The organism is Mesorhizobium sp. PL10 (assembly GCF_053714315.1).
This window is the reverse complement of the sequence record NZ_JBSKBR010000007.1, coordinates 14,866-39,368: the sequence shown is the minus strand read 5'-3', so window position 1 is coordinate 39,368 and position 24,503 is coordinate 14,866. Positions and strand designations below refer to the sequence as shown.

Genomic DNA, 24,503 nt, shown 5'->3' with positions numbered 1-24,503 from the left:
TTTTCAAGCGGATCGGGCTGATCAGCCAACGATCAGCTCTGTCCACTTCTGGTTGATCCAGTCGGCCTTCGACGTATAGAGGTCGTAGCGCGGGATGATCGGATCGATGTCCGACGACACCGCAGCGAACTCTTCCGGCTTGAGGTCGAGCACTTCCTTCTTCAGCGTCGGCGTGGTGCCGACCTTGCGCGACATGACGCCCTGCATCGAGGGCTGGCTCATATAGTCGATAAAGACATGCGCCTCGTCGACCTTGGTCGAGGCGCGCGACAGCACCCAATTGCCGGAATCCTGGATGCCGCCTTCCTTCGGGAAGGTCGAGCGGACATGGAAGCCGTCAGCGGCCGCCAGCCCGGTGACGTCGTGATAATACTGGCCCATCGGGATTTCGCCCGACTTCAGCGCCTGCTCGAACTGCGCTTCGTCGCGATACCACAGGCGCACATTCGGCTTGAGCTCGGCGAGCTTCTCGAACGCCTTGTTCAGCCCGTCCTCGGTGTCAAGCGCGTTGGTGCCGCCCATGAAGGTCTTGGCCGTCACTTCGAGCAGGAACGAGTTGGAGGCAAGCGCCAGCAGGCCGAGCTTGTCCTCATTGGCCTTGTCCCACAGCGCGTCCCACGACGTCGGCGCATCCTTGTAGACGTCCGTGTTGGAGACCAGCGTGATCCACCAGGCGACCGCGCCGATGCCGGCGACGCGGCCATCCGGATATTTGTTGATGAAGCGCGGTAGCAGGTCGCCATAGTGCTTGAACTTCGACGTATCGAGCGGCGTCCACAATTCCGTCGACTGGCCCTTCAGCGTAGAAGTCTGCGACATCATCGAAAGGTCAGCCGGCGCCTGACCGGCCTTGGCCGCCTGTTCCAGCTGCACCAGCCAGGCTTCGCCGGTCGGCTCAGCGACCGATTCCACGGCAATGCCGGTTGCCTTGGTGAAGTCGGGGAAGACGTTCTCGTCGAAGGATTTCTTGAAATAGCCGCCATAGACGCCGACCTTCAGCGACTTGTCCTGCGCCCGCAGGATGGACGGCATGGCAAGCACGCCGGCTGTTGCGAGGCTCGCGCCAAGTACGCCGCGCCGTGTCATGGATTTTCCGATCAGTCTGTTCATCCGATTTCTCCTCAGTTGATGCCGGTCTGTCCGGCAGGTTCCCTTCACACGACTGTCGCCGTCTGGCGTCAGTGGGCCGCCGCTCGTTGTTCGAGCGTACGGGCGTATTGCGTCAGTGGAAAGCACATGACGAAGAAGATCAGCGCCACCAGCCCGTAGACCTTGAACGGTTCGAAGGTGGCGTTGTTGATGGCGTTGGAGGTCCTGACCAGCTCCTCGAAGCCGATGATCGAGGTCAGCGCCGTCGATTTGATCAATTGCACCAGGAAGCCGACGATCGGCGCCCTTGTGATCGAGAACGCCTGCGGCAGGATGATCAACCTGAGCTCCTGCAGGCGGTGCAGACCAAGGCTGGCGCCGGCATCCCACTGCCCGCGCGGCAGCGCGTCGACGCCGCTGCGCCAGATCTCGGCCAGATAGGCGCTGGCGAAGAAAGTGAGGCCGAGCACGGCGGCCGTCCACGGCTCGATGCGCAGGCCCAGCATCGGCAGGCCGAAGAACATCAGGAACAGCTGCATCAACAGCGGCGTGCCCTGGAACAGCGCGATGTAGCCGGAAGCGATGCGCCGGCTCCATTTATTCTGAGCGATGCGGAAGAACAGCACGATCAGCCCGACCAGCGCCCCGCCGACGAAGGCGGCCAGCGACAACAGCACCGTCCAGCGCGCGGCGAGCACAAGGTTGCGCACGATATCCCAGAAGGTGAATTCGATCATGACACGCCGGCTCCCAGGACGCCGCGCCCGCCTGTGACCAGCAGCCGGCGCAAGGCCATCGACATCAAGAGATAAACCAGCGTCACGACAAAATAGGTCTCGAAGGATCGGAAGGTGCGCGCCTGCAGCATGTCGGCCTCATAGGTCAGCTCGCGCACCGCGATCTGCGACACCACGGCCGATTCCAGCATCATGATGACGATCTGGCTGGTGAGCGCCGGATAGATAACCTTCAGCGCCTGCGGCAGCACGATCTTGATGAACACCTGGCGTGGCCGAAGCCCCAGTGAAAGAGCGGCTTCCGTCTGTCCGCCGGGAACGGCATCGAGGCCGGCGCCGACAATTTCAATCGTGTAGGCCGCCATGTTGAGCGTCATTGCCAGCATGGCGGCCAGGATCGGATCGAGCCTTATGCCGAGGCTGGGCAGACCGAAGAAGATGAAGAACAGCTGCACCAGGAAAGGCGTGTTGCGCATCACCTCGACATAGACCGCGATGGCGCGCTTCACGAATACCGGGCCGTTGCGCCGACCGGCAGCGCCCAGGATGCTCAGCAGCGTGCCCACGAGCGTGGTCACGACGATCAATAGGATCGTCGTGAGCGCGCCGCGCGTGATGTCGCCCAGAGCAGCTGGAAGCCAGGCAAAGGCCACGGAAACTCAATCCTTGAGGTTGTCGGGATTGAGCGGCGTCTTCAGCCAGGCCTTCGAGCTCTCGTCGAGCTTGCCGTCAGCCAGCATCTTGGCGACCGCATCATTGACCGCCGTCTTCAGCCGGTCCTCTTTTTTGTTGAGGCCGATATGCGAGGGCGAGGTTAAAAGCTGGAACTTCTGCTCCGGCTTCAGCGCATCCTGCTTGGCCAACACCTGGGCGCCGACATCGTTGCCCACCACCATCAGCTGGGTCTGGCCGGAGATGAAGGCCTGGATGACGGAGTTGTAGTTGTCGAAGCGCTTGATGTCGGCCGATGCCGGCGCAGCTTCGGTCAGCGAGGTATCCTCCAGCGTGCCGCGGTTGACGGCGATCGACTTGTCGGCAAGGTCTTCCTTGCCTTTGACGGAGAGCGCTGCCGGACCGATGACGGCGATGTAATAGGGCGCGTAGGCGGCGGCGAAATCGATCACCTCCTCACGCTCCTTGGAATAGCCGACGCTCATCAGGATATCGACGCGCTTGTCGGTGAGATAGGGGATGCGGTTCTGACCGGTGACGCTGACCAGATTGAGCTTCACCTTCAAGGCATCGGCGATTGCCTGCGCCACGTCCACGTCATAGCCCTTGATGCTCATATCGGCGCTGGCCGAGGAGAAGGGCGGGAAGTCGGAGAAGATGCCGACATTGATAGCGCCGGCCTTGGTGATGTCGTCGACGGCGTCGGCATGAGCCTGGGAGGCGAGGCCGAGGCCGGCGAGCATCAGCGCGGCGGCTACGGAAGATTTGAGTCTCATGTGAAGTGTCATTGGTATTCCCCTTCTGGATGCTTGTTTGTTTGAAACGGCCGCCGGCTCCAGCGCGGCGGCCGCCTTCGCATGTAAAGTCGGTCAGGCCCCCTTGCCGGTGATAGCCGGGCTGAACACCATCAGGCCCAGGATCTCGAACAGGACCTGCGCGCCGACGTGGGCGGTGTTGGTAGTGGCGTCATATTGCGGCGCCACCTCGACGACGTCGCCGCCGACAATGTTGAGGCCCTTGAAGCCGCGCAGCAGTTCGAGAACCTCACGCGTCGTCAGGCCGCCGACTTCCGGTGTGCCGGTGCCCGGCGCGAAGGCCGGATCGACGCTGTCGACATCGAAGGAGATGTAGGTCGGGCCGTCGCCGACAATCTTGCGCGCCTTCTCGATGATGGCGGGGATGCCAAGCCCGGTCACCTCTTCGGCATGCACGACCGTCATGCCGGATTCGTAGGTGAACTCCCACAGATATTCGGCCGAACCCCTGATGCCGATCTGGATGGTGCGGGTCGGGTCGAGCACGCCGTCCAGCACCGCGTTGCGGAACGGGCCGCCATGGTGGAACTTGGTCATGTCGAACAGCCCGCTGGTGTCGCAATGGGCGTCGATATGGATCATGCCAACCGGCGCCTTCTTGCCGACCGCCTTCAGGATCGGGTGGCTTATCGAGTGGTCGCCGCCGACCGAGAGCGGCAGCACGCCGGCATCGACGATCTGGTTGGTGCGCTTCTCAATGTCCTCATGGCTGATCTCCAGCCGGTAGCGGCTGCGGAACGGCGTATCGCCAATGTCGGCGACTCGCAGCTCATGTGTCGGCGCGCATTCCAGCACATGATTGTAGGGCCCGATGCGCTCGATGGCGCGCAACGCCCTCGGCCCGAAGCGGGAGCCGGGACGGTTGGTGACGCCGAGATCCATCGGCACGCCGATGATCGCCACCTGCAAATCGCCGAAATCCGGATTGTCGGCCGCGATTTCGCGGTAGGGTGCGGCGAGGAAGGTGGGGATGCCGGAATAGGGCGCCAGCCTGGTACCGCTCTTGGAGAAGATCTTGTCGGCAACCTTGCGGAATTTAGGGTCGAACATCTCGCCGCCATGGCTCTCGCCATATTTGCGGCGCAGCGCGTCGAGCTTGCCACGATCGTAACCCATGTCGGTCTCCTCCTGCCGGGCTGGTGCATGCGGCCGTGGCGATATCTGCGAACTGACCATCATCCGGCCGGGTCGCTTTCCCGCTGGCTGCCTGCAGATTTCACGTCATTGATGCTGTTCTGGGACAAAGTGTCCGGCAGCCGCTTTGAAAAATCAATTGATATTGTTACGGTGCTGATTGTGAGAAAATCTCACAGAGTATCCGGTGCTCATGGCCAAGCGTCTGCCCCCCTTAAATCCCTTGCGCGCCTTCGAGGCGACGGCGCGGCACGCCTCGCTGACCAAGGCGGCGGCCGAGCTCAATGTCACCCATGGCGCGATAAGCCACCAGATCAAGGCGCTCGAGCAATCGCTCGGCGTCAAGCTGTTCGAGCGCACCGGACAGCGGGTAAAGCTCACACCGCACGGCGCCGAACTGCTGCCGGCGGTGTCGACCGCCTTTGACGGTATCGCCGCCGCCACGCAGCGCATGACCAGGCCGGCCAGCGCCGGCACGCTGTCGGTCTCCTGTGTGCCGGCGCTGCTGCTTCTGTGGATGACGCCGCGGCTCGGCAGCTTCATGGCGCAATATCCCGATATCAGGCTGACGCTCATCCCTTCCAACGACCCCAAGGATATTCGCGCCCCGCAGGTCGATGTCTGCGTGCTCTATGGCGACGGCAGCTGGACCGATTGCTGGATGCGCAAATGGTCGGGCCTCGAACTGTTCCCGGTGGTCAGCCCGACGCTGATCAACAACCGGCCGATCCGCATCTGCCGGGATCTTGCCGACCATGTCATCCTGCATGGCGATGACGGCCGCGAGTGGCACACCTGGCTGGCCGCCGCCGACGGGTTGGACCTCGAGCGTGGCCGCCGGCACCATCTCGGCGATGCGCGCACGGCCATCGAGGCCGCGGTGCATGGTCATGGCGTGGCGCTTGGCGATTCCGTCACCGCCAGCATGTTGCTCGCCAGGGGCCTGTTGGTGGCGCCGTTCAGCCTGTCGGTGCCGGCGGTCGACGATTTCTATGTCGTTTGCCGCAACGAGATGCGCTCGGCGCCGATCGTGCGATTGTTCGTCGACTGGCTGTTCGCCGAGAAGGAACAGGCCGACAGCCGCGCCGATGCGCCGGTGGCCGGTCGCATAGGCAGCCGCAGGAAGCGCCCGGCGCTGAAAGTAATTGGCGCCAAGGCCGCATCCTAAGAGCCGTAAGCACCACAACAATACTGCCGCAGCGTCCTCTTTTTGTCGGACCAGCCCGGAAAGCGGGAAGCGCGTTCAAAAATTCAATGCTAAGAGGCATTTGGCCAAGAGCAATTCCAGGAAAAGTGCCTGGCGGTTTTCCGTCCGGAATTGCGTAAGACAAAAGCTAGAGCCAGCAGCGAAGGCGGCGACAGACATGGCAAAGACCGATATAGCGCGGCGCGTCTACAACCACACCTGGAAGCTGGATCCGATCGTCCGAAGCCTGCTCGACACTGATTTCTACAAGCTTTTGATGCTGCAGATGATCTGGGGGATGTATCCCAAGGTCGACACCACCTTCTCGCTGATCAACCGCACCACCTCGGTGCGCCTTGCCGATGAGATCGACGAAGGCGAACTGCGCGACCAGCTCGACCATGCCCGCACGCTGCGCTTCTCCAAGAAGGAGATGATCTGGCTCGGTGGTAATAATTTCTATGGCCGCAAGCAGATCTTCGAGCCGGAATTCCTCGCCTGGCTGGAAGGTTTCCGGCTGCCCGAATACGAGCTGTCCAAACGCGACGGCCAGTACGAGCTCTCCTTCAGCGGCCCCTGGATGTACACTACCCTGTGGGAAATCCCGGCGCTGGCCATCATCAATGAGCTTCGTTCCCGCGCGGCGATGCGCGCCTTCGGCCCGTTTGCGCTCGACGTGCTCTATGCCCGCGCCAAGGCCAAGATGTGGGCCAAGACCGAGCGCCTGAAGGCGCTGCCCGGCATCCGCATCTCTGATTTCGGCACCCGCCGCCGGCACTCCTTCCTGTGGCAGCGCTGGTGCGTCGAGGCGCTCAAGGAAGGCATCGGCGAGGCCTTCACCGGCACCTCCAACGTGCTGCTGGCCATGGACAACGACCTCGAAGCGCTCGGCACCAACGCGCATGAACTGCCGATGGTGTTTGCAGCACTCGCCAAGACCGAAAAGGAATTGAAGCAGTCGCCCTATAAGGTGCTGCAGGACTGGCAGCGTTATTATGGCGGCAACCTGTTGATCGTCCTGCCCGACGCCTTCGGCACCGCATCCTTCCTGCGCGATGCGCCGGACTGGGTTGCCGACTGGACCGGCTTCCGCCCCGACAGCGCGCCGCCGATCGAAGGCGGAGAAAAAATCATCGACTGGTGGCGCGAGAAGGGCAAGGACCCCAGGCAGAAGCTGTTGATCTTCTCCGACGGGCTCGAGGTCGAGACCATCGAGGAGACCTACAAGCACTTCCAGGGCAAGGTGCGCATGTCCTTCGGCTGGGGCACCAACCTCACCAACGATTTCGAAGGCTGCGCGCCGACCGAAACCAACAGCCTCGATGCGATATCGCTCGTCTGCAAGGTCACGGAGGCCAATGGCAGGCCGGCGGTCAAGCTGTCGGACAATCCGGCCAAGGCGACGGGCGACCCCGAGGAGATCGAACGGTATTTGCGGATTTTCGGGGCGAAAGATCGGGTGAGGCAACTGGTCAAGGTTTGAGGCGCCCTGGCATCGCGATGTGAGTAGGCAAGGTTGGATAGGCTGAGTTCCTTCGCGCCCCCCTCTGTCCTGCCGGACATCTCCCCCGCAAGGGGGGAGATTGGCAGCGTCGGGCGCCGCGCCTCTTTCTTCGCCGTTGAAAATCGGCGAAAGCCTACGCGAAATCCAATCTCCCCCCTTGCGGGGGAGATGTCCGGCAGGACAGAGGGGGGTGTGAAGGATCGCGGCCGGCTGACCTACGCCGCCTGTTCATTTTTCCTCCTCCCCACCTCCGCCTTCGCCCATGCCTCCGATCGCGGCCACGTCCTCCTCCTCCCCACCGGCTACTACATCGCCGGCGGCGCTGTCGCCGTTGCCGTCAGTTTCCTCGTCCTCGCCCTGCTGCCACCCGACGCTCTCGACCGTTTCTGGCGCCGTCGCTTACAACTTTTCACATGCAGCGGAGCCCCCCGCACAATCGTCAGCCTGCTTTCCCTTGCCGGCTTTGCAACGCTCATCGCCGCCGGCCTGTTCGGCAGCCGCGACCCTCTCTCCAATCCGCTCCCTCTTGTCGTATGGACACTGCTCTGGGTCGGTCTCGTCCTCTTGCAAGGTCTGCTTGGCGGTCTCTGGTCATGGCTGAATCCCTGGTACGGCCCATGGCGGATCGTGACCCGCCTGCTTGGTCAGCGCGATGCCGAGGTGCCGAAATCGCGTTTGCCTGCATGGCTCGGCAGCTGGCCGGCCGTCATCCTGTTCTTCGCCTTTGCCTGGTTCGAACTGATCGATCCGGCGCCTGACGACCCGGCACGGCTGGCTTATGCCGCCGGCCTCTATTGGCTTTTCACCTTCATCGCCATGCTCGCCTTCGGCTATCCCGGCTGGAGCCAACGCGGTGAATTCCTGACGGTGTTCTTCGGCATGGTGGCGCGCTTTGCGCCTGTCGAGCGCGACGAAGAAGGCCGCCTCAATCTTGGCTGGCCGGGCGCAAAACTGCTCGCCGCCGTGCCTCTGCCGGCCAGCGGCATCGCTTTCCTTCTGCTCAGCCTTTCGTCTGTCTCCTTCGATGGCCTGTCGAAAACCTTCTTCTGGCTCGGTCTGTTCGGCATCAATCCGCTGGAGTATCCCGGCCGCACCGCTCTGATCGGTATCGGCAGCTTCGGCCTCGTGCTCATTTTCGTGCTGCTGGCGGCTGCATTCATGCTGGCCGTCATCCTCGGCCAGCGCCTTGCCGGCAGCGGGCATGCGCTTGGCGAGGCGGCAGGCCTGCTGGTCTGGTCGATCGTGCCGATCGCGCTCGCCTATCATGTCGCGCATTATCTGACGGCGCTGCTGGTCGACGGCCAGTATGCAGTGGCTGCTTTATCCGACCCGTTCGGACTGGACTGGAACCTGTTCGGCGCCGCCGACATGCAGATCGAAGCCGGCATCGTCGCCGGCGCCGGCGCCGCCTGGTGGCTGTGGAATGTGCAGGCCGGCATCATCATTGCCGGCCATATGTTGGCCGTGCTCGTCGCCCATGGTCTGGCCTGGCGGCTGCACCCGGTTCCATCGCGTACCGCGCTCAGTCAATTGCCGCTCGCCGTGCTGATGATCGCCTACACCATCTTCGGTCTCTGGTTGCTTGCCACGCCGACTGCCGGATGACAAAAGGTGACCGGCATGCCAGCGCATGACCCCGAAAATCGGGTTCGATTTTCGGAAAGGTTCATGCGCAAAGCAAAAAATGCTCCAGCGTCCTTTGCGCGTCCTGTTGGACGCGCGGCGCTGGATGCGGAAAGCCCGCTTGCCACGTCGAGGCTTTGATGATTTAGTTTGTATACATGCGATTTCTGCCCCTCTTGCAAGGGAGTGGCCTTGCCTCGTTACAGACAGTCAAAACTCAAAAACAGGGGAACTGCCGTGACTGACAAGAATGGGTTTTTCGATCTCTCCAAAAGCACTCTTAGCCGCCGCACGGCGCTAAAAGGTCTCGCCGCCGGCGCCGGCCTGACGCTCGCGCCCGGCTTCGTCCGTTACTCGCAGGCGCAGAGCTCGGCGCCGATCAAGATCGGGTTCCAGTCGCACCGCACCGGCATCGGCGCCGCCTATAGCCGCTGGTACGAAAAGACCAGCGCAGCCGCGGTCAAGGCGATCAACGATGCCGGCGGCATCAACGGCCGCCCGGTCGAATTGGTGATCGAGGATGACGGCACCGATCCCGGCCGCGGCGCCGAAGTGGTCGGCAAGTTCGCCACCCAGCACAAGACCGACATCGTCTTCGGCACGCTGTTCTCGCATGTCGTGATCGGCTCCGCGCCGGCCGCAGGTGAAAACAAGATTCCCTATTTCGTCGTCAGCGAAGGCCACCATGTGGCCTCGACCAAGTTGAACCGCTACGTCTTCCAGCCCGGCATCACCGATGTGAAGAGCCAGATCCAGTCGATGGCGCCGTGGATCGCCGCCAATGCCGGCAAGAAGGTGACGCAGATCTTCCCCGATTTCGCCTTCGGCTACGACCACCGCGACTACCTGCCGCCGGCGTTGAAGGCGCAAGGCGCCGAGGTCATCGCCCAGATCGCCATCCCGCCGACGGAATCCTCTTTCACCAAATATTTCCCGCAGATCCCGGCCGAAACCGAGGTCATCTACCACGTCATGGTCGGCCCGGCAGTGCTGACCTTCGTCAAGGAACTCGGCGAGTTCTATGGCTCCAACCGGCCGCAACTCTTCGGCTTCATGGATTCGCTCGAAGCCACCGACATCAACAGCCCCGGGCTGGAATTCCTCGACGGCAGCCATTTCTGGGAAGGCTCGCCGCGCTACGCGCAGGCGGACGACAGCGCCGCGCAGAAGGCGTATCGCGCCGCCGTCGGCATCGACGACAATGGTGCGGCCGTCGGCGACCCCAAGGATGTCTCCACCGCCTCGCACATGTTCGGCTGCTGGGAAACGCTCTACGTCGTCAAGAAGGCGATGGAAGACGCCGGCTACAAGGGCCCGGAAGACCGCGCCAAGCTGGTCGAGGCGACCGAAGCGCTGACCGAATTCGCCGAAGGTCCGGAGCATCCGCAGGGACCGAAGACGTTCAACGGCAAGATCCACCAGTGCTTCGGCATCCAGAACATCTCCAAGGTCGAAGGCGGCAAGCTGACGGTCGTCCACAAGACCAAGATCGAGGATGGGCTTTACGAGGCCGAAGGGGATTACACGACGCAGGCGCTGTAGGTTTTGCTCGCCTGTAATGTGGGAGCCCAGCCCTCTGTCCTGCCGGACATCTCCCCCGCAAGGGGGGAGATTGGAGGTCGCCCAGGGTTTCGCCAATCGCCAAAGTCGTCGTCAAAAAGGCGCTGCCACACGTACTGCCAATCTCCCCCCATGCGGGGGGTGAGGAGCGGTCCGCGAAGCGGACGGAAAGCCAATTGCTTGGCTTTCCGAGCGACGAACGCCCGGAGCGATAGCGAAGGGCCGAGCCCGGCAGGGGTGCACTTGGCACCGACCAGCGTGTAGCCCATGCACTTTGGACCCCATCTCCTCCTCGCCGTCCTCGAAGGCCTCGTCACCTCCGCCGTGCTGGCGCTGACGGCGCTGGGCCTGTCGCTGGTGTTCGGCGTCATGCGCGTCGTCAATGTCGCCCATGGCGAGTTCTTCATGCTGGGCGCGGTGCTCGCCTGGGCAATCTCGACGGCCATCCCGGGCCATCCCACGGTCGGCTTCCTAGCGGCATTGGTGATCGCGCCGCTGATTGTCGGCGCCATTGCGCTGGTGGCAGAAAGGCTGGTGCTGCGCCGGCTCAATTACAATCCGGAAGCCACCATCGTCGCCACCATCGGCATGCTCTACATCATTCAGCAGCTGGCGCTGAGCTTCTACGGCCCGGAGGCGCGGCCGGTGGAGCCACCCTTCAGCTACCGCATCCTTTTGCCCTGGTTCGGCTATTCCGGTTACAAACTGTCGATCATCGTCGCCTCGGCGCTCTTGCTGGTCGCCACATGGCTGGTGCTGACGCGCACGAAAATCGGCCTCATCATGCGCGCCACCCAGTATGACAGCGAGACGGCGCAGGCGTTCGGCATTCCGGTCGACCGCGTCTATGCCGGCGTCTTTGCCCTCGGCGCTATGCTGGCGGCGATCGCCGCCGTGCTGATCGTGCCGATCAGCCAGGCGCACTACCTGATGGGGCAGGACCCGCTGCTGCTCTCCTTCATCGTCGTCATCATCGGCGGCCTCGGCTCGCTGCGCGGCACCGTCGTCGCCGCCGTGCTGATCGGCCTCTCCGACGGCATCATCTCGGTGTTCTTCTCGCCGACCTTGGCCAAGATCATCGCCACGCTGCTGGTCGCCATGGTGCTGGTGTTTCGGCCGCAAGGCCTGTTCGGGCAGGCGCCGCGATGAGCGAAGCTTCGCCGGCAAAAGCCTATGCACTCCACCTCGGCGTCATCGCGCTGCTCTTTGCGCTGAGCTTCGTCCTGCCGGACTATCATCACGGCCTTATCGCCCGCATCATGGTGCTGGCGGCGTTTGCCATGGGCTACAACATGCTGTTCGGCTATGTCGGCCTGCTCAGCCTCGGCCATGCCATGTTCTTTGCCGCCGGCCTCTATGGCGCAGGTCTTGCCGTCATCCATCTCGGCTGGAGCGTGCCGCTCGCTTTTCTGGGCGGCATTGCCTGTGGCGCGGCTCTGGCGCTGGTGATCGGCCTACTGGCGCTGCGCACCACCGGCGTTGCCTTCATGATCGTCACCATGATGTTCGCGCAGGTCTTCTACCTTACCATCCTCTATTTCGCCGCATGGACCGGCGGTGACCAGGGCCTGGTGGTGCCGCAGCCGGCGCGGGTTCTGAACCTCGGCGCGACATCGCTCGACCTCACCAACCCGACCGTGCGCTACATGAGCGCGCTGGCGCTGTTCTCGGTCGTGCTGCTCATCACGCTCGCCGTCGTCCGCTCCCGCTACGGCCGCGTACTGGTCGCCGTGCGCGAGAACGAGGAGCGCACGAAAATGCTCGGCTACGACACCTTTTCGAACAAGCTCATCGCCGTCGTCGTTTCCGGCGCCATCTGCGCGGCCTCGGGTGCCGCCTACGCGCTGCTGTTCGGCTATGTCGGTTCGAGCTTTGCCTCGGTTCAGTATTCCATCCTGCCGCTGCTCTGGGTGCTGCTCGGCGGCGCCGCCACGACGCTCGGGGGCCTGATCGGCACGGTCTTCATGTACTATGTCATCGACGTCGCCAGCGGCTACACCTCCGCCTACCTGTTGATCGTCGGCATCGCACTCATCCTCCTGGTGCTGTTTTTCCCCAAAGGAATTCTGGGCACCATCCGCCATCGCTTGCTCGGGTGGCTGCCATGATGCCGCTGCTGACGACAAAGAACCTGGCGCGCAATTTCGGCGGCCTGCGCGCCGTCGACGGTGTCGACTTCCAGCTGATGCCGGGCGAGATCCGCGCCGTCATCGGCCCCAACGGAGCCGGGAAAACCACCTTCGTCAGCCTGATCAGCGGCCGCATCCAGCCATCCTCCGGCATGATCCTCTTCGACGGCGCCGACATCACCAGCCAGCCGGCCTATCTCCGGGTGCGCCAGGGCATCGCCTACACATTCCAGATCACCAGCGTCTTTGCCAATCTCTCGGCCTACGACAATGTCGCGCTGCCGGTGCAGCGCACGCTGACCGACGGGCGCTCGAAGGGTGCGGTGCGCACCGGCGTCATGGCCGCGCTCGAGCGCACCGGCCTTGCCGACCGCGCCCATATGCCGGCCGGCCAGCTCTCCTACGGCCATCAGCGCCTGCTCGAAGTGGCGATGGGCCTGGCGCTGAAGCCGCGGCTCCTGATCCTCGACGAGCCGACGCAAGGCCTGGCCGACAGCGAGATCGACAATTTCATCGAGCTGGTGCGCGAGATCGCCAAAAGCGCCACCGCGCTTTTGATCGAGCACAACATGCCGGTCGTCATGCAACTGGCCGATCGCATCACCGTCTTCAACGCCGGCAGGATCCTGGCCGAAGGCACGCCCGAGCAGGTCCGCGCCAACACACAGGTGCAGGAAGCCTATCTGGGGACGGCGCCATGACCGGAGCAGTCACAGGGACAAGCGTGTTGACCCTCTCCGGGCTCGACTGCTTCTACGGCGAGGTGCAAGTGCTCTACGGCCTCGACCTTGTGCTCAACAAGGGCGAGGTGCTGTGCCTGTTCGGTCGCAACGGCGCCGGCAAGACGACGACGCTGAAGGCGATCATGGGACTGGTGCCGGCGGTGGCCGGTTCGATCCGGCTCGCCGGCCAGGAATTGACCGGTCTGCCGGCGCATGAGGTGCCGAAGGCCGGCGTCGCCTATGTGCCGCAGGGCAGGCGGCTGTTCGCCGAGATGACGGTGGCGGAAAACATCGAGATCGGCCTGATGACGCGTGGCAAGGGCAAGGTCGTGCGGGAAAACGTCCTCGACCTTTTTCCATTGCTGCGCCAGCGGCTGCGGCAGCGCTCCGGCACGCTGTCCGGCGGCGAGCAGCAGATGCTGGCCATGGCGCGGGCGCTGTGCATCGAGCCGCAGGTGCTGTTGCTCGACGAGCCGACCGAAGGGCTGATGCCGTCGATGATCGCCAAGATCCGCGAAACGGTGGTGCAGCTGCGGGAGCTGGGTGTCTCCACCATCCTGGTCGAGCAGCGCGTCGATGCCGTGCTGTCGGTCGCCGACCGCGTCTGTTTCATCGAAAACGGCCGCAACCGCGAGACCGTCGATGTAGAGGAACTGCGGGCCGATCCGTCGGCGGTCAGGCGGTATGTTGGGGTCGGCTGAGCTCTACCCTCCCACAAGGGGAGGTAAGGCGCAGCGCCGCTTCAGCTAAAGAAAAGAAATCCCGCTATCAAAAACGTCGGGATCAGCACCAGGCCCGACCACGCCATATAGCCGAAGAAGCCCGGCATTTTCACGCCGCGATGCCTGGCGATGGCGTAGACCATGAAGTTGGGCGCATTGCCGATATAGGTGTTGGCGCCCATGAACACGGCGCCGGCGGAAATCGCCGCCAGCGTCGAGGCGAACTCCGTCATCAGGTGGCTGGGATCGCCGCCGGCAAGTTCGAAGAACACCAGATAGGTCGGCGCATTGTCGAGGAAGGACGACAGCCCGCCGGTCAGCCAGAAATAAGCGAGATCATTGGGCTGACCCGACGGCGAGGTGACCAGTGCGACCAGCGGCGCCAGCGCCCCGTCATGGCCGGCCCGAAGGATGGCGATGACCGGCACGATGCAGATGAAGATGCCGGCAAACAGTTTCGCCACTTCGGCGATCGGCCCCCAGATGAAGCCATTGGCATGACGGTTCTCCTTGCGCGAGACAGCCAGAGACAGGAAAGCCAGCGCCAGGATGATTGCGTCGCGCACCAGGTTCTGCAGCTCGAGGGTCACGCCCACCAGGGAAAAGCTGATGCCCGGCTTCCAGGCCGCCGACAACAGGATCGCGCCGATGACGCCGGCCAGCAGCGGCAGGTTGGCCAGGCCGCGAATCCGCACCTTCGTATCCGGCGTCGGATCCTTGATCTTTGGCGCACCCTCTTCGCGGCGATGCAGAATGATATCGATGGCCAGGAAGACAAGCAGCACAAGCCCGCCGGTAAATAGCGTCTCGCGCCAGAGGTTCGTGGTCGTCCAGAAGAAGTCGACGCCGCGCAGGAAGCCGACGAACAATGGCGGGTCGCCCAAGGGTGTCAGCGAGCCGCCAATGTTGGAGACCAGAAAAATGAAGAAGATGACGACATGGGCGTTGAACGGCCGGTTGTCATTGGCGCGCAGCACCGGCCGGATCAGGATCATCGAGGCGCCGGTCGTGCCGATCACCGAGGCTAGCATCGCCCCCACGAGCAGCAGCCCGGCATTGACCAGCGGCGTGCCATGGATGTTGCCGGCAACAAGGATGCCGCCGGAAATCGTGTAGAGGGCAAACAAAAGGATGATGAACGACATGTATTCGGTGAGCAGCGTGTGCAGCACCGCCTCGGACGCCGAAGGCATACCGAAGGCAACCATCAGCGGCACCACCACCAGCGCCACCCAGCCTGCAGCGATCTTGCCGTAATGATGTTCCCAGACGTGGTGGAACAGCAGCGGTCCCGTGGCGATCGACAATAGCAGGCCGGCAAACGGCAGCCCCCACCACAGCGACATAGAAGCGCCAGGCAGTTCGTGGCTTTCAGCCGCAAGCGCCAGTCCGGGAAAAACCAAAATGGTGACGGTCAAGGCCGCCAAAACTGCCGGCGATTGTATGGAGCTCTCCCGATGCCTCACGATCTAGGCCGAGGTCTTGTCTTCGAGCCTCACACCCGCGTCTCGCATGCGCTTCAGCATCGCCTCGACCGAGCCGTTGAGATCGATGCCGCGGCAGGCATCGAGGCGCACCGTCGTCTTGAAACCCTGCTTGACCGCGTCGAGCGCCGAAAAGGCGACGCAGAAGTCGGTCGCCAGACCGACCAGGGTCACAGTATCGATGCCGCGCTCCTTGAGGTAGCCGGCGAGTCCGGTCGATGTCTTGTGGTCGTTCTCGAAGAAGGCGGAGTAGCTGTCGATGTCAGGGCGAAATCCCTTGCGGATCACCAGTTCGGTCTTGGTCCAGGCGAGTCCCGAATGGAAGTCGGAACCAAGGCTGCCCTGAATGCAATGGTCGGGCCACAGCGTCTGCGGCCCATAAGGCATCTCGATCGCGCTGAAAGGCTGCGCCCCCGGATGGCTGGAGGCAAAGCTCGAATGTCCGGCCGGGTGCCAGTCCTGCGTCAGCACGACATGCTCGGCGTGCCGGATCAGATCGTTGACCAGCGGCACGATTTCGTCGCCGCCGGCAACCGCCAGCGCGCCGCCGGGGCAGAAGTCGTTCTGCAGGTCGATGACAACAAGCGCTTCGTCCGCCATGGCGCCTCTCCTCTTTCTTCGTCTCGAGCGGGGATCGAGTGAAAACGCCGCGGATGCGACCGGATGCAGAAACTTGACCAGATGGCGGCCTGCGTCAACCTCCGGCCGCATAACAAATGCGTGGCGGCCAGCTTCCCTCAAACTCCGGCTTTGACAATTCCCGCCAGCTTGATATCATTTGCATACGAATGAATTTGGCCAGATCGAATACTGGCGGTGTCTAGGGAAGACCCCACTTTTGGGAAGGTAGGGCGTGATCCGTTACGCGAAACCCACCACGCTTGACGAGGCGCTCGCTCTTCTGGGCGAGGGTACCTGGCGCGTGCTTGCCGGCGGCACCGATTTCTATCCGGCGCAAGGCGCCAAGCCGTTCCGCGACAACGTTCTCGACATCAACGGCCTGGCTTGCCTGCGCGGCATCGTCGAGACCGAGACACATTGGGTTTTGGGCGCCCGCACCACCTGGACCGATCTCGTCCGCCAACCCTTGCCGGCGGCGTTCGATGCGCTGAAGCAGGCCGCGCGCGAAGTAGGCTCCGTGCAGATCCAGAATGTCGCCACTGTCGCCGGCAACCTCTGCAACGCCTCGCCGGCCGCCGACGGCGTGCCGGGTCTGCTGGTGCTGGACGCCGAGGTCGAACTGCGCTCGGCGGCCGCAACACGTTATCTGCCCTTGCCAGATTTCATTCTCGGCAACCGACGCACGGCCTTGCAACCCGGCGAAATGGTCACCGCCATCCGCATCCCCAAGCATGCGGCCGCCGGTACCTCCGCTTTCGTCAAGCTCGGCGCGCGGCGCTACCTCGTCATCTCCATCGCCATGGTGGCGGCGCGCCTTGTCGTCGAGAACGGCATAGTCACGCAAGCCGCCGTTTCCGTCGGCTCCTGTTCCTCAGTCGCCAAGCGGCTCTCCGATGTCGAAGCTGCGCTGCGCGGCAGGCCTGCCCTCCAGACACTCGCCGACGCGGTCCTGTCCGCGCCGATGGCCGAGCTGTCGCCGATCGCCGATGTGCGCGGCAGCGCCGAATACCGGCTCGATGCGGCGCGCGAAATCGTCGCCCGCGCCGTGCTGCAGGCCTGTGGCCTCACGGACGACAACAGCATGGTGGCGGCATGAGCCAGGCTCGGTCTGAGGAAGTTCTGCCCGACCTCGTGCCGGGTTTCGGCCTCGAGCGCGCGGAGATCGCTTTCGCGGTCAATGGCGCCGCCGTTTCGGTCAATGTGCCGCCGCTGCGCCGGCTGTCGCAGGTTTTGCGCGACGAATTGCAGCTGACCGGCACCAAGGTCGGCTGCGACGCCGGTGACTGCGGCGCCTGCACGGTGCTGGTCGACGGCGACGCCGTCTGCGCCTGCCTGGTGCCGGTGGCCTCCGCCGCCGGAACATCGGTGACGACCGTCGAGGGCCTTGCCAATGGCCGGTTGTCGGCGCTGCAGGCGTCATTCCTGGCGCATGGCGCGGCGCAGTGCGGCATTTGCACGCCGGCGCTGCTGGTCGCGGGAACGGCGCTGCTGGAGACAAAGCCGAACCCGACGGAGGTCGAGGTGCAGGATGCGCTTGGCGGCATCCTCTGCCGCTGCACCGGCTACAGAAAGATCATCGCGGCGGTGATGGATGCCCCCTTGCAGGCAGCCGGCCTCGATTTCCGCATGCCGCAGTCGGGTCACGCGATCGGCTCGTCGCCGGTTAGGCTCGACGGCGTGCCAAAAGTCACCGGCGCCGAAAAATTCGGCGGCGATTCCTTCCCTGCCGATGCGCTGGCCGTGCTGGTGGTTCGTTCGCCGCATTATCACGCCAGCTTCGCCTTCGGTGATCTGGAAGGTTGGGCAAAGAGGCATCCCGGCATTGAAGGCGTCTTCATCGCCGCCGATATTCCGGGCAAGAACTGTTTCGGCGTCATCGGCCCGTTTGCCGACCAGCCGGCGCTGGCCGAAGGGTTTGCGCGCCTGCGCGGTGAGGCTGTGGCGTTGGTCGCCGGCGAGCGCGAAGGGATGCTCGATCTCGACTTGTCGGATTTCCCGGTCCGCTGGACCGAACTGCCGCATCTTTTGCAGCCCGGCGAAGCGCAGGGCGACGGTGCGACGCTGATCCATGCCAACCGCCCGGCCAATCTTTTGACCAAGGGCTTTGTCGAGCGCGGCGATCCCGAGGCGGCTCTTGCCGCCGCTGCCGTCACCGCGTCCGGCGCCATCGACACCTCCTATGTCGAGCACGCCTACATCGAGCCGGAAGCCGGCCATGCCTATATGGATGGCGACACGCTGGTCGTCGTCGCCTGCACCCAGGCGCCCTACATGGACCGCGACGACACGGCGAAAGTGCTCGGCCTGCCTGTCGACAAGGTGCGCATCGTGCCAACCGCCACCGGCGGCGGTTTCGGCTCCAAGCTCGACGTCTCGCTGCAGCCGCTGGTCGGGCTTGTGGCGCTGAAGACGGGCCGGCCGGCGGCGCTTGCCTACACCCGCAACGAATCCATGATGTCGACCACAAAACGCCATCCTGCCGAGATGAAGGCGACGATCGGGGCCGATGCCGACGGCCATATCACCGGCATGGTTTTCGCAGGTGACTTCAACACCGGCGCCTATGCCAGCTGGGGTCCGACCGTCGCCAACCGTGTGCCGGTGCATGCGTCCGGCCCCTATGCGACACCGAACTACCGGGCCGAAGGCCGCGCCATCCACACAAACGGGCCGATCTCCGGCGCCTTCCGCGGCTTCGGAGTGCCGCAGGCGACGATCATGCAGGAGACGCTCTATGACGAGCTCGCCGGCAAACTGGGCATGGACCGGCTCGATTTCCGCTTGAAAAACTGCCTTCGGAACGGCTCCGAAACGGTTACCGGGCAGAGGCTGGAGTCGGGCGTCGGTATTTTCGAGTGCCTTGATTCGCTTCGGCCGCATTGGGCTCGCGCGACGGCCGACGCAGATACATTCAATTCCTCCAATACGAGCAAAAAGCGCGGCGTCGGCATCGCGTCGTGCTGGTATGGCTGCGGCAACACTTCGCTGCCCAACCCGTCAACCATACGGGTCGGTATCTCGCCATTGGGCGACGTCATCCTGCATCAGGGCGCCGTCGATATCGGCCAGGGTTCCAACACTGTCATCACCCAGATCTGCGCCGACGCGCTCGGCCTGCCGCTGGAAAGATTCCAGCTGAAGAGCGCCGACACCGCGATCAGCCCCGACGCCGGCAAAACATCGGCTTCGCGCCAGACTTTTGTGACCGGCAAGGCGGCCGAAAAGGCCGGCCGCGCCTTGCGCGAAAAAATCCTGCGCTTTGCCAATGTCTCGGAGAACGCAGCCTTGCAACTGGATGGCCCGGCGATCGTCATCCGCGAAGGCGAAGCCACCCGCCGCATCGATCTCGCCGGTCTCGATGTCGATGCCGACGGTTTCGTCTTTCGCGCCGAGGAGACCTACGATCCGCCGACGCTGCCGCTCGACGCCAAGGGCCAGGGCAAGCCTTACGCCGTCTATGGCTACGGCGCGCAGATCGCCGAACTCGAGGTCGATCTCAAGCTCGGCACCGTCAAGCTGCTGAAAATCACCGCCGCGCACGATGTCGGCAAGGCGATCAACCCGCTGCTTGTCGAAGGCCAGATCGAAGGCGGCATCGCGCAAGGCATCGGCATGGCGCTGATGGAGGAATACATCCCCGGCCGCACCGAGAATTTGCACGACTATCTTATCCCGACGATCGGCGACGTGCCGCCGATCGAGCACATCCTGATCGAGGTTCCCGATCCCGAGGGGCCGTTCGGCGCCAAGGGCCTGGGTGAGCATGTGCTGATCCCGACCGCACCCGCCATCCTCAATGCCATCCGCCATGCCACCGGCATTCTCATCACCAAGGTTCCGGCGACGCCGACGCGCATCCGCGCTGGCATCCGTCAAAAAAATGGCATCCGCGACAAGGAGGCACGCCGATGAGCGAGCTTGCCGAACGCTTCGAAACCCACGATCCCGGCGAGAAGCAGGTGGCGGAAAAGATCCGCTGCGACGCCTGTCCGGTGATGTGCTACATCGCCGATGGCCGCACCGGCGCCTGCGACCGCTACGGCAATGTCGGCGGCCGCATCGTGCGCATGGACCCGCTGACCATCTTGGACCACGCGTCGGAGACCGGCGGCTCCGTCGTGCCTTTCGTCGCCGAGGGCGAAGAATGGGATGGCGAGCTCGTCAACACCGGCCGCCGCTTCGTCACCGCAATAGGCGCTGGCACCACCTATCCCGACTACAAGCCGGCGCCGTTTATCGTCAGCCAGAAGGTCGAGGGCGTCGATCTGGTGACGGTGGTCACCGAAGGCATCTTCTCCTATTGCGGCGTCAAGGTGAAGATCGACACCGACCGCCATCTCGGCCCGGAGACGGCAATCGTGCGCTCGCAAGGCGAGGCGATCGGCCATGTCACCACAGGCGAATATGGCTCGCAGATGCTGTCGCTGGGCGGCGTGCATCATTTGACCGGCGGCTCAAAGGCCGAAGGCCGGGCAACCTGTGACGCGATGCTCAATCTGTGCAACCGCAAGCCGGTCGAACTGACCATTGACGGCGGCGCCACCATCATCGTTGAAGCCGGCAAACCACCTGTCATCGACGGCAAGCAGGAACACCGCATGCGCGTCGGCTGCGGCTCGGCCACCATCGGCATGTTCGCCACACAATGGCGTGGCCTGGTCGACGAAGTGGTGGTTGTCGACGATCACATCACCGGCGTCGTGTCGGAGCATCAGGCCGGCAAGGTGCTTGGCTGGCAGGATACGGGCATCAAGATCATCGGCCGCCGCTCGACGCCAGGCCGCTATTTCAAGGTTTCCGAGCCCGGCCTCGGCTGGGGCGGCACCTCGATTTCCGACCCGCTGTCGATCCTTGGCGAGTGGAACGCCAAGAAGGGCGCACGCCCCGGCCTGTCGCTGCTGATGGTGTCGACCACCGGCGAGCAGTTCGCCTATTACGAACTCGACGACGAGCTGAAGCCTGTGGAAAAGCCGTTTCCGGAACGGCTGCAGAAATCGGTCGAGCTGATCGAGGACAATTGTGAGCCGGCGCTCTGCACGGTGCTGTTCATCGGCGGCGCCGGCGGATCGCTGCGCGCCGGTGTCACCGAAAACCCGGTCAACCTCACCCGCTCCGTCCAAGGCCTGAAGACCTACGTGACCGTCGGCGGCGCGCCGGTCTATGTCTGGCCGGGCGGCGGCATCACTCTGATGGTCGATGTCACACGGGTGCCGGAAAGCGCGTTCGGCTATGTGCCGACCCCGGCTTTGGTGGCGCCGATCGAATTCACGCTGCGCCGCGACGACTATGTCAGGCTGGGCGGCTACGAGGCCGAGATACGCAGCGTCGAGGATATTGTCGCCAAGGGTGGCGAATACCTCAATCCGCGCCGCGGTACAGGCGCCGAGGCTCAGAACCCGTGGCCACCGCTGGCGCAGTTGCGCCGTGCTGGTTCGAACGGGGCAGCCTGATGCAAGGTCCGCAAGTCCAGTGGCTGCAGGACGGCAAGCGGCTGCATCTCAACCACGGGCCCATCGACCTGATCGTCGAGGCCTTCGGCGAGGCGGATGAGTGTCGTGCCGCCTTCGACCAAGCCGTCGCGCGCTTCCAGACGATCCTCATCGAGTTGGTCGAGGAGCTTCCCGAATTGCGGCTCCCGGCATTTTTCCTGGCGCCACGCAGCTTCGCCGGGCCGACGGCACGGCGCATGGAAGCAGCCGTCATGCCTCTCGCGGAATGCTTCATCACGCCGATGGCCGCCGTTGCAGGATCGGTAGCCGACGAAATGCTCGCCGCGCTACTCGCGGATCGCAGACTCGACCGCGCCTATGTCAACAATGGCGGCGACAGCGCTATCCACATAAGCAAGGGCCAGTCGATGAGCCTGGCGATCGCCGGCACCGGCAACGGCATGGCCGACCGCATCACCATTCGTTCAGCAGACGGTGTGCGCGGCGTCGCCACCAGCGGTTGGCGCGGCCGTTCGTTTTCGCTGGGCATTGCCGATGCCGTCACCGTGCTTGCGCGCAGCGGCGCCGAGGCCGACGCGGCGGCGACGCTCATCGCCAACGCCGTCGACCTGCCCGGCAATCCCGCCATCAAGCGCACTCCAGCGCACGACCTTGCGCCAGACAGCGATCTCGGCGCGCGGCTGGTGACACAAGCCGTCGGCACGCTTGCGCTTGGCGACGTGGAGCGGGCGCTGGACAATGGCCTTGCTGTCGCCGAAGATTTTCGCCGGCGCGGCCTGATTGCCGCATCGGCGCTGTTTCTTGGCGGTGAGACCCGCATCAGTGGTTCCATGGCGCTTGCCGCGCCCAACAAAAGTCCAGGGAAGGAAGTCGCCCATGCCTGAGTTTCCGATCCGCAAGATCGCGGTTTTGACTGAGGAGATCTTTCACGATGGCGGGCCGGTCGCAGCCGCGCCGCGGCGTCGCGCGGCGGCCGTGGCGCTGGTGAAGAACCCGTTTGCCGGCCGGTACGTGGAAGAACTGCAGAGCGCCATGGACGATCTGAAGCCGCTTGGCCTGCTGCTCACCGACAAGCTCATCGCCGCATTGGGTGGCGACATCAAGCAGATCGACGCCTACGGCAAGGGCACCATCGTCGGTTCGGCGGGTGAGCTCGAGCATGGCGCGCTGTGGCATGTGCCTGGCGGCTACGCCATGCGCGACCGGCTCGGCGACGCCAAGGCGATCGTGCCGTCGGCAACCAAGGTCGGCGCCTTCGGCTCACGGCTGGACGTGCCGCTCGGTCACACCAACGCCGCCTATGTGCGAAGCCATTTCGACGCCATGGAAGTCGGCATCAGCGACGGGCCGCGTGCCGACGAAATCCTGTTCTGTCTCGCCATGAGCTGCGGTCCGCGCGTGCATGACCGCATGGGTGGCCTGGCGGTTGGCGATATCAAGGCCTGGGACGGCTTGCGATGAGCGGCGGCGACAATCTTCTGAAGCTGGTCGAGGCCGACGAGCCTGACGATCATGATTACCGCCTGCAGGAGCAGGTCGGCTTCATCCTGCGCAAGGCGCATCAGCGCCATGTCTCGATCTTCGCATCGCAAATCGGTGACCTGACGCCGCCGCAATTTGCAGCGCTCGCCAAGCTGCACGATGTCGGCGAGACCTCGCAGAACCAATTGGGCACGCTGATCGCCATGGATGCGGCGACGGTCAAGGGCGTCATCGACCGGCTGAAGGCGCGCGGCCTTGTCGATCTCACCAAGCACGAGGTCGACAAGCGACGGTTGCTGGTCAATCTGACGCCGGCGGGCCGCGAGGCGATCGAGCGGCTGATACCGCTCGCGCGCGCCATCACCCAGGAAACACTGGCGCCGCTGACCGCCAAGGAAGCGGCGACCTTTATGAGGCTGTTGGCCAAGCTGGCCTAAATATCAGGCGCGCAGCCGAGCGCCTTCTGGGTCGAAGAACGGCATCGGCGCCACCACCGCACGGGTCGGCTTGCCATCGATATCGATGCTGAGCTCAGTGCCGATAGCGGTGAACGGCAGCCGCAAATGCGCGGTCGCCAGCACCTTATCAAGCGAATAGCCGTGATCGCTGTAGGTGACGATGCCGGCATCCTCGCCATCGGCCGTCACCCGGGCGTCCGTCGCCGCAGGCTTGTCGCCGTCCAGGATCAGCCCGGTCCAGCGGTCGTCCAATCCCTTGTCTGGCACCTTCATCAGCGCTTCGCGGCCGATGAAATCGCCCTTGTCGAATTTGATGAAACGGTCGAGCCCGACATTGAAGGGCGTGCGGCTTTCATCCATGTCGATGCCATGCGCCGGATAGGCCTTTTCCAGCCCGAGCGTGAACATTGCCAGCACGCCATAGGGTTTCATGCCGAAATCGCTGCCGGTTTTCATCAGCGTATTCCAGACTGAAGTGGCCTCGTCGGCCGGCACGAACAGTTCGAAGCCGAGTTCGCCCGTGACGCCGGTGCGCGAGATCAGCACTTTCGTCTCGCCGATGTGCCCCGACGTGAACGCCCAGCGTTTCAGCCCATCGAGATCGGCATCGGAAATCATCGCTTTCAGAAGGTCGCGCGAGCGCGGCCCCTGTATGGTCGGGAACGCGACCGCCGCGGTGATGTCGGTGACATAGGCTTTTCGCGCTTCAACATGGTGCTGCAGCCAGGGCAGTATCTTCAGTCGATTGACCGAACCGGTCACCAGCATGAAATGCTCCGGTCCCAGCCGGAACACGGTGAGGTCGTCCATGATGCCGCCATCCTCGCGGCACACGGTCGTATAGCGCACCTGCCCCGGCTTCATCGCGGCGGCATCGTTGACGATGACATGGTTGACCAGCGCTTCCGCCTCCGGCCCCTTGATGTCCATCTTGCCCATGGTGCTGAGGTCCTGCACGCCGACGTTCTTGCGCGTGTTCAGGTGCTCGTCGGCAATGCCGGAGTAGTATTTGGCCGAGACGAACTCGCCGCCGACCCGGCCCATGGTGGCGCCCAAGCCGACGATGCTGTTGTAGAAAGGGGAGCGTCGCTCGACCAAGAAATCTCTCCGTCATT

The 24,503-nt window shown here is 63.9% G+C and carries 22 protein-coding genes; 14 read left to right on the top strand and 8 right to left on the bottom strand.

The window, feature by feature from the left end; genetic code table 11:
• Positions 1-21 precede the first annotated feature (21 nt).
• The 5 genes from ACWGTO_RS13115 to speB all read right to left on the bottom strand — a co-directional run bounded on the left by ACWGTO_RS13115 (position 22) and on the right by speB (position 4,429).
• Entirely contained in the window at positions 22-1,110 is a 1,089-nt protein-coding gene (locus ACWGTO_RS13115; RefSeq protein ID WP_454575259.1) for an ABC transporter substrate-binding protein, read from the bottom strand.
• A 68-nt stretch (positions 1,111-1,178) separates the two neighbouring features.
• Complete coding sequence (locus ACWGTO_RS13110; protein ID WP_454575258.1) at positions 1,179-1,826, bottom strand: amino acid ABC transporter permease; 648 nt, start codon at positions 1,824-1,826, stop codon at positions 1,179-1,181.
• A complete protein-coding gene (locus ACWGTO_RS13105) occupies positions 1,823-2,479 on the bottom strand; it encodes an amino acid ABC transporter permease (protein WP_454575257.1) in 657 nt (218 codons plus the stop codon). Before ACWGTO_RS13105 ends, ACWGTO_RS13110 begins: the two co-directional genes overlap by 4 nt.
• Positions 2,480-2,485: 6 nt before the next feature.
• Complete coding sequence (locus ACWGTO_RS13100; RefSeq protein ID WP_454575256.1) at positions 2,486-3,286, bottom strand: transporter substrate-binding domain-containing protein; 801 nt, start codon at positions 3,284-3,286, stop codon at positions 2,486-2,488.
• An 81-nt stretch (positions 3,287-3,367) separates the two neighbouring features.
• Positions 3,368-4,429: an agmatinase gene (gene speB / locus ACWGTO_RS13095; protein WP_454575255.1), complete on the bottom strand. Its 1,062-nt coding sequence runs from the start codon at positions 4,427-4,429 to the stop codon at positions 3,368-3,370.
• A gap of 211 nt (positions 4,430-4,640) precedes the next feature.
• Between speB and gcvA the strand changes: the two genes are divergently transcribed.
• The 8 genes from gcvA (at position 4,641) to ACWGTO_RS13055 (ending at position 13,872) form a co-directional block, all read left to right on the top strand.
• Entirely contained in the window at positions 4,641-5,615 is a 975-nt protein-coding gene (gcvA, locus tag ACWGTO_RS13090) for a transcriptional regulator GcvA (RefSeq protein WP_454575254.1), read from the top strand.
• Between the two features lie 196 nt (positions 5,616-5,811).
• A complete protein-coding gene (gene pncB / locus ACWGTO_RS13085) occupies positions 5,812-7,116 on the top strand; it encodes a nicotinate phosphoribosyltransferase (RefSeq protein ID WP_454575253.1) in 1,305 nt (434 codons plus the stop codon).
• A 189-nt stretch (positions 7,117-7,305) separates the two neighbouring features.
• Complete coding sequence (locus tag ACWGTO_RS13080; protein WP_454575252.1) at positions 7,306-8,742, top strand: hypothetical protein; 1,437 nt, start codon at positions 7,306-7,308, stop codon at positions 8,740-8,742.
• Between the two features lie 255 nt (positions 8,743-8,997).
• Positions 8,998-10,302, top strand: a complete 1,305-nt coding sequence (locus tag ACWGTO_RS13075) for an ABC transporter substrate-binding protein (RefSeq protein ID WP_454575251.1) — start codon at positions 8,998-9,000, stop codon at positions 10,300-10,302.
• Positions 10,303-10,587: 285 nt separating this feature from the next.
• A complete protein-coding gene (locus ACWGTO_RS13070; RefSeq protein ID WP_454575250.1) occupies positions 10,588-11,469 on the top strand; it encodes a branched-chain amino acid ABC transporter permease in 882 nt (293 codons plus the stop codon).
• Entirely contained in the window at positions 11,466-12,428 is a 963-nt protein-coding gene (locus ACWGTO_RS13065) for a branched-chain amino acid ABC transporter permease (RefSeq protein ID WP_454575249.1), read from the top strand. Before ACWGTO_RS13070 ends, ACWGTO_RS13065 begins: the two co-directional genes overlap by 4 nt.
• On the top strand, positions 12,425-13,150 hold the full coding sequence (locus ACWGTO_RS13060; RefSeq protein ID WP_454575248.1) for an ABC transporter ATP-binding protein: 726 nt from the start codon (positions 12,425-12,427) through the stop codon (positions 13,148-13,150). Before ACWGTO_RS13065 ends, ACWGTO_RS13060 begins: the two co-directional genes overlap by 4 nt.
• Complete coding sequence (locus ACWGTO_RS13055) at positions 13,147-13,872, top strand: ABC transporter ATP-binding protein (protein WP_454575247.1); 726 nt, start codon at positions 13,147-13,149, stop codon at positions 13,870-13,872. Before ACWGTO_RS13060 ends, ACWGTO_RS13055 begins: the two co-directional genes overlap by 4 nt.
• 41 nt (positions 13,873-13,913) lie before the next feature.
• Here the strand turns inward: ACWGTO_RS13055 and ACWGTO_RS13050 are convergent, their stop codons facing one another.
• On the bottom strand, positions 13,914-15,239 hold the full coding sequence (locus tag ACWGTO_RS13050; RefSeq protein ID WP_454575500.1) for a sodium:proton antiporter: 1,326 nt from the start codon (positions 15,237-15,239) through the stop codon (positions 13,914-13,916).
• A gap of 123 nt (positions 15,240-15,362) precedes the next feature.
• Entirely contained in the window at positions 15,363-15,977 is a 615-nt protein-coding gene (pncA, locus tag ACWGTO_RS13045) for a bifunctional nicotinamidase/pyrazinamidase (RefSeq protein WP_454575246.1), read from the bottom strand.
• 253 nt (positions 15,978-16,230) lie between these two features.
• Here pncA and ACWGTO_RS13040 point away from each other — a divergent pair, with 253 nt between their 5' ends.
• The 6 genes from ACWGTO_RS13040 to ACWGTO_RS13015 are packed head-to-tail and all read left to right on the top strand — an operon-like array spanning position 16,231 to position 23,367.
• Positions 16,231-17,094, top strand: a complete 864-nt coding sequence (locus ACWGTO_RS13040; RefSeq protein WP_454575245.1) for an FAD binding domain-containing protein — start codon at positions 16,231-16,233, stop codon at positions 17,092-17,094.
• Entirely contained in the window at positions 17,091-19,910 is a 2,820-nt protein-coding gene (locus ACWGTO_RS13035; RefSeq protein ID WP_454575244.1) for a molybdopterin-dependent oxidoreductase, read from the top strand. The genes ACWGTO_RS13040 and ACWGTO_RS13035 overlap by 4 nt, the downstream gene beginning before the upstream one ends.
• Entirely contained in the window at positions 19,907-21,448 is a 1,542-nt protein-coding gene (locus ACWGTO_RS13030; protein ID WP_454575243.1) for a 6-hydroxynicotinate reductase, read from the top strand. The genes ACWGTO_RS13035 and ACWGTO_RS13030 overlap by 4 nt, the downstream gene beginning before the upstream one ends.
• On the top strand, positions 21,448-22,332 hold the full coding sequence (locus ACWGTO_RS13025) for a UPF0280 family protein (protein WP_454575242.1): 885 nt from the start codon (positions 21,448-21,450) through the stop codon (positions 22,330-22,332). Before ACWGTO_RS13030 ends, ACWGTO_RS13025 begins: the two co-directional genes overlap by 1 nt.
• Positions 22,325-22,909: an amino acid synthesis family protein gene (locus tag ACWGTO_RS13020; protein WP_454575241.1), complete on the top strand. Its 585-nt coding sequence runs from the start codon at positions 22,325-22,327 to the stop codon at positions 22,907-22,909. The genes ACWGTO_RS13025 and ACWGTO_RS13020 overlap by 8 nt, the downstream gene beginning before the upstream one ends.
• Complete coding sequence (locus ACWGTO_RS13015; RefSeq protein WP_454575240.1) at positions 22,906-23,367, top strand: MarR family winged helix-turn-helix transcriptional regulator; 462 nt, start codon at positions 22,906-22,908, stop codon at positions 23,365-23,367. The genes ACWGTO_RS13020 and ACWGTO_RS13015 overlap by 4 nt, the downstream gene beginning before the upstream one ends.
• 3 nt (positions 23,368-23,370) lie before the next feature.
• Here the strand turns inward: ACWGTO_RS13015 and ACWGTO_RS13010 are convergent, their stop codons facing one another.
• Entirely contained in the window at positions 23,371-24,486 is a 1,116-nt protein-coding gene (locus tag ACWGTO_RS13010) for an aminomethyltransferase family protein (protein ID WP_454575239.1), read from the bottom strand.
• Positions 24,487-24,503 lie beyond the last annotated feature (17 nt).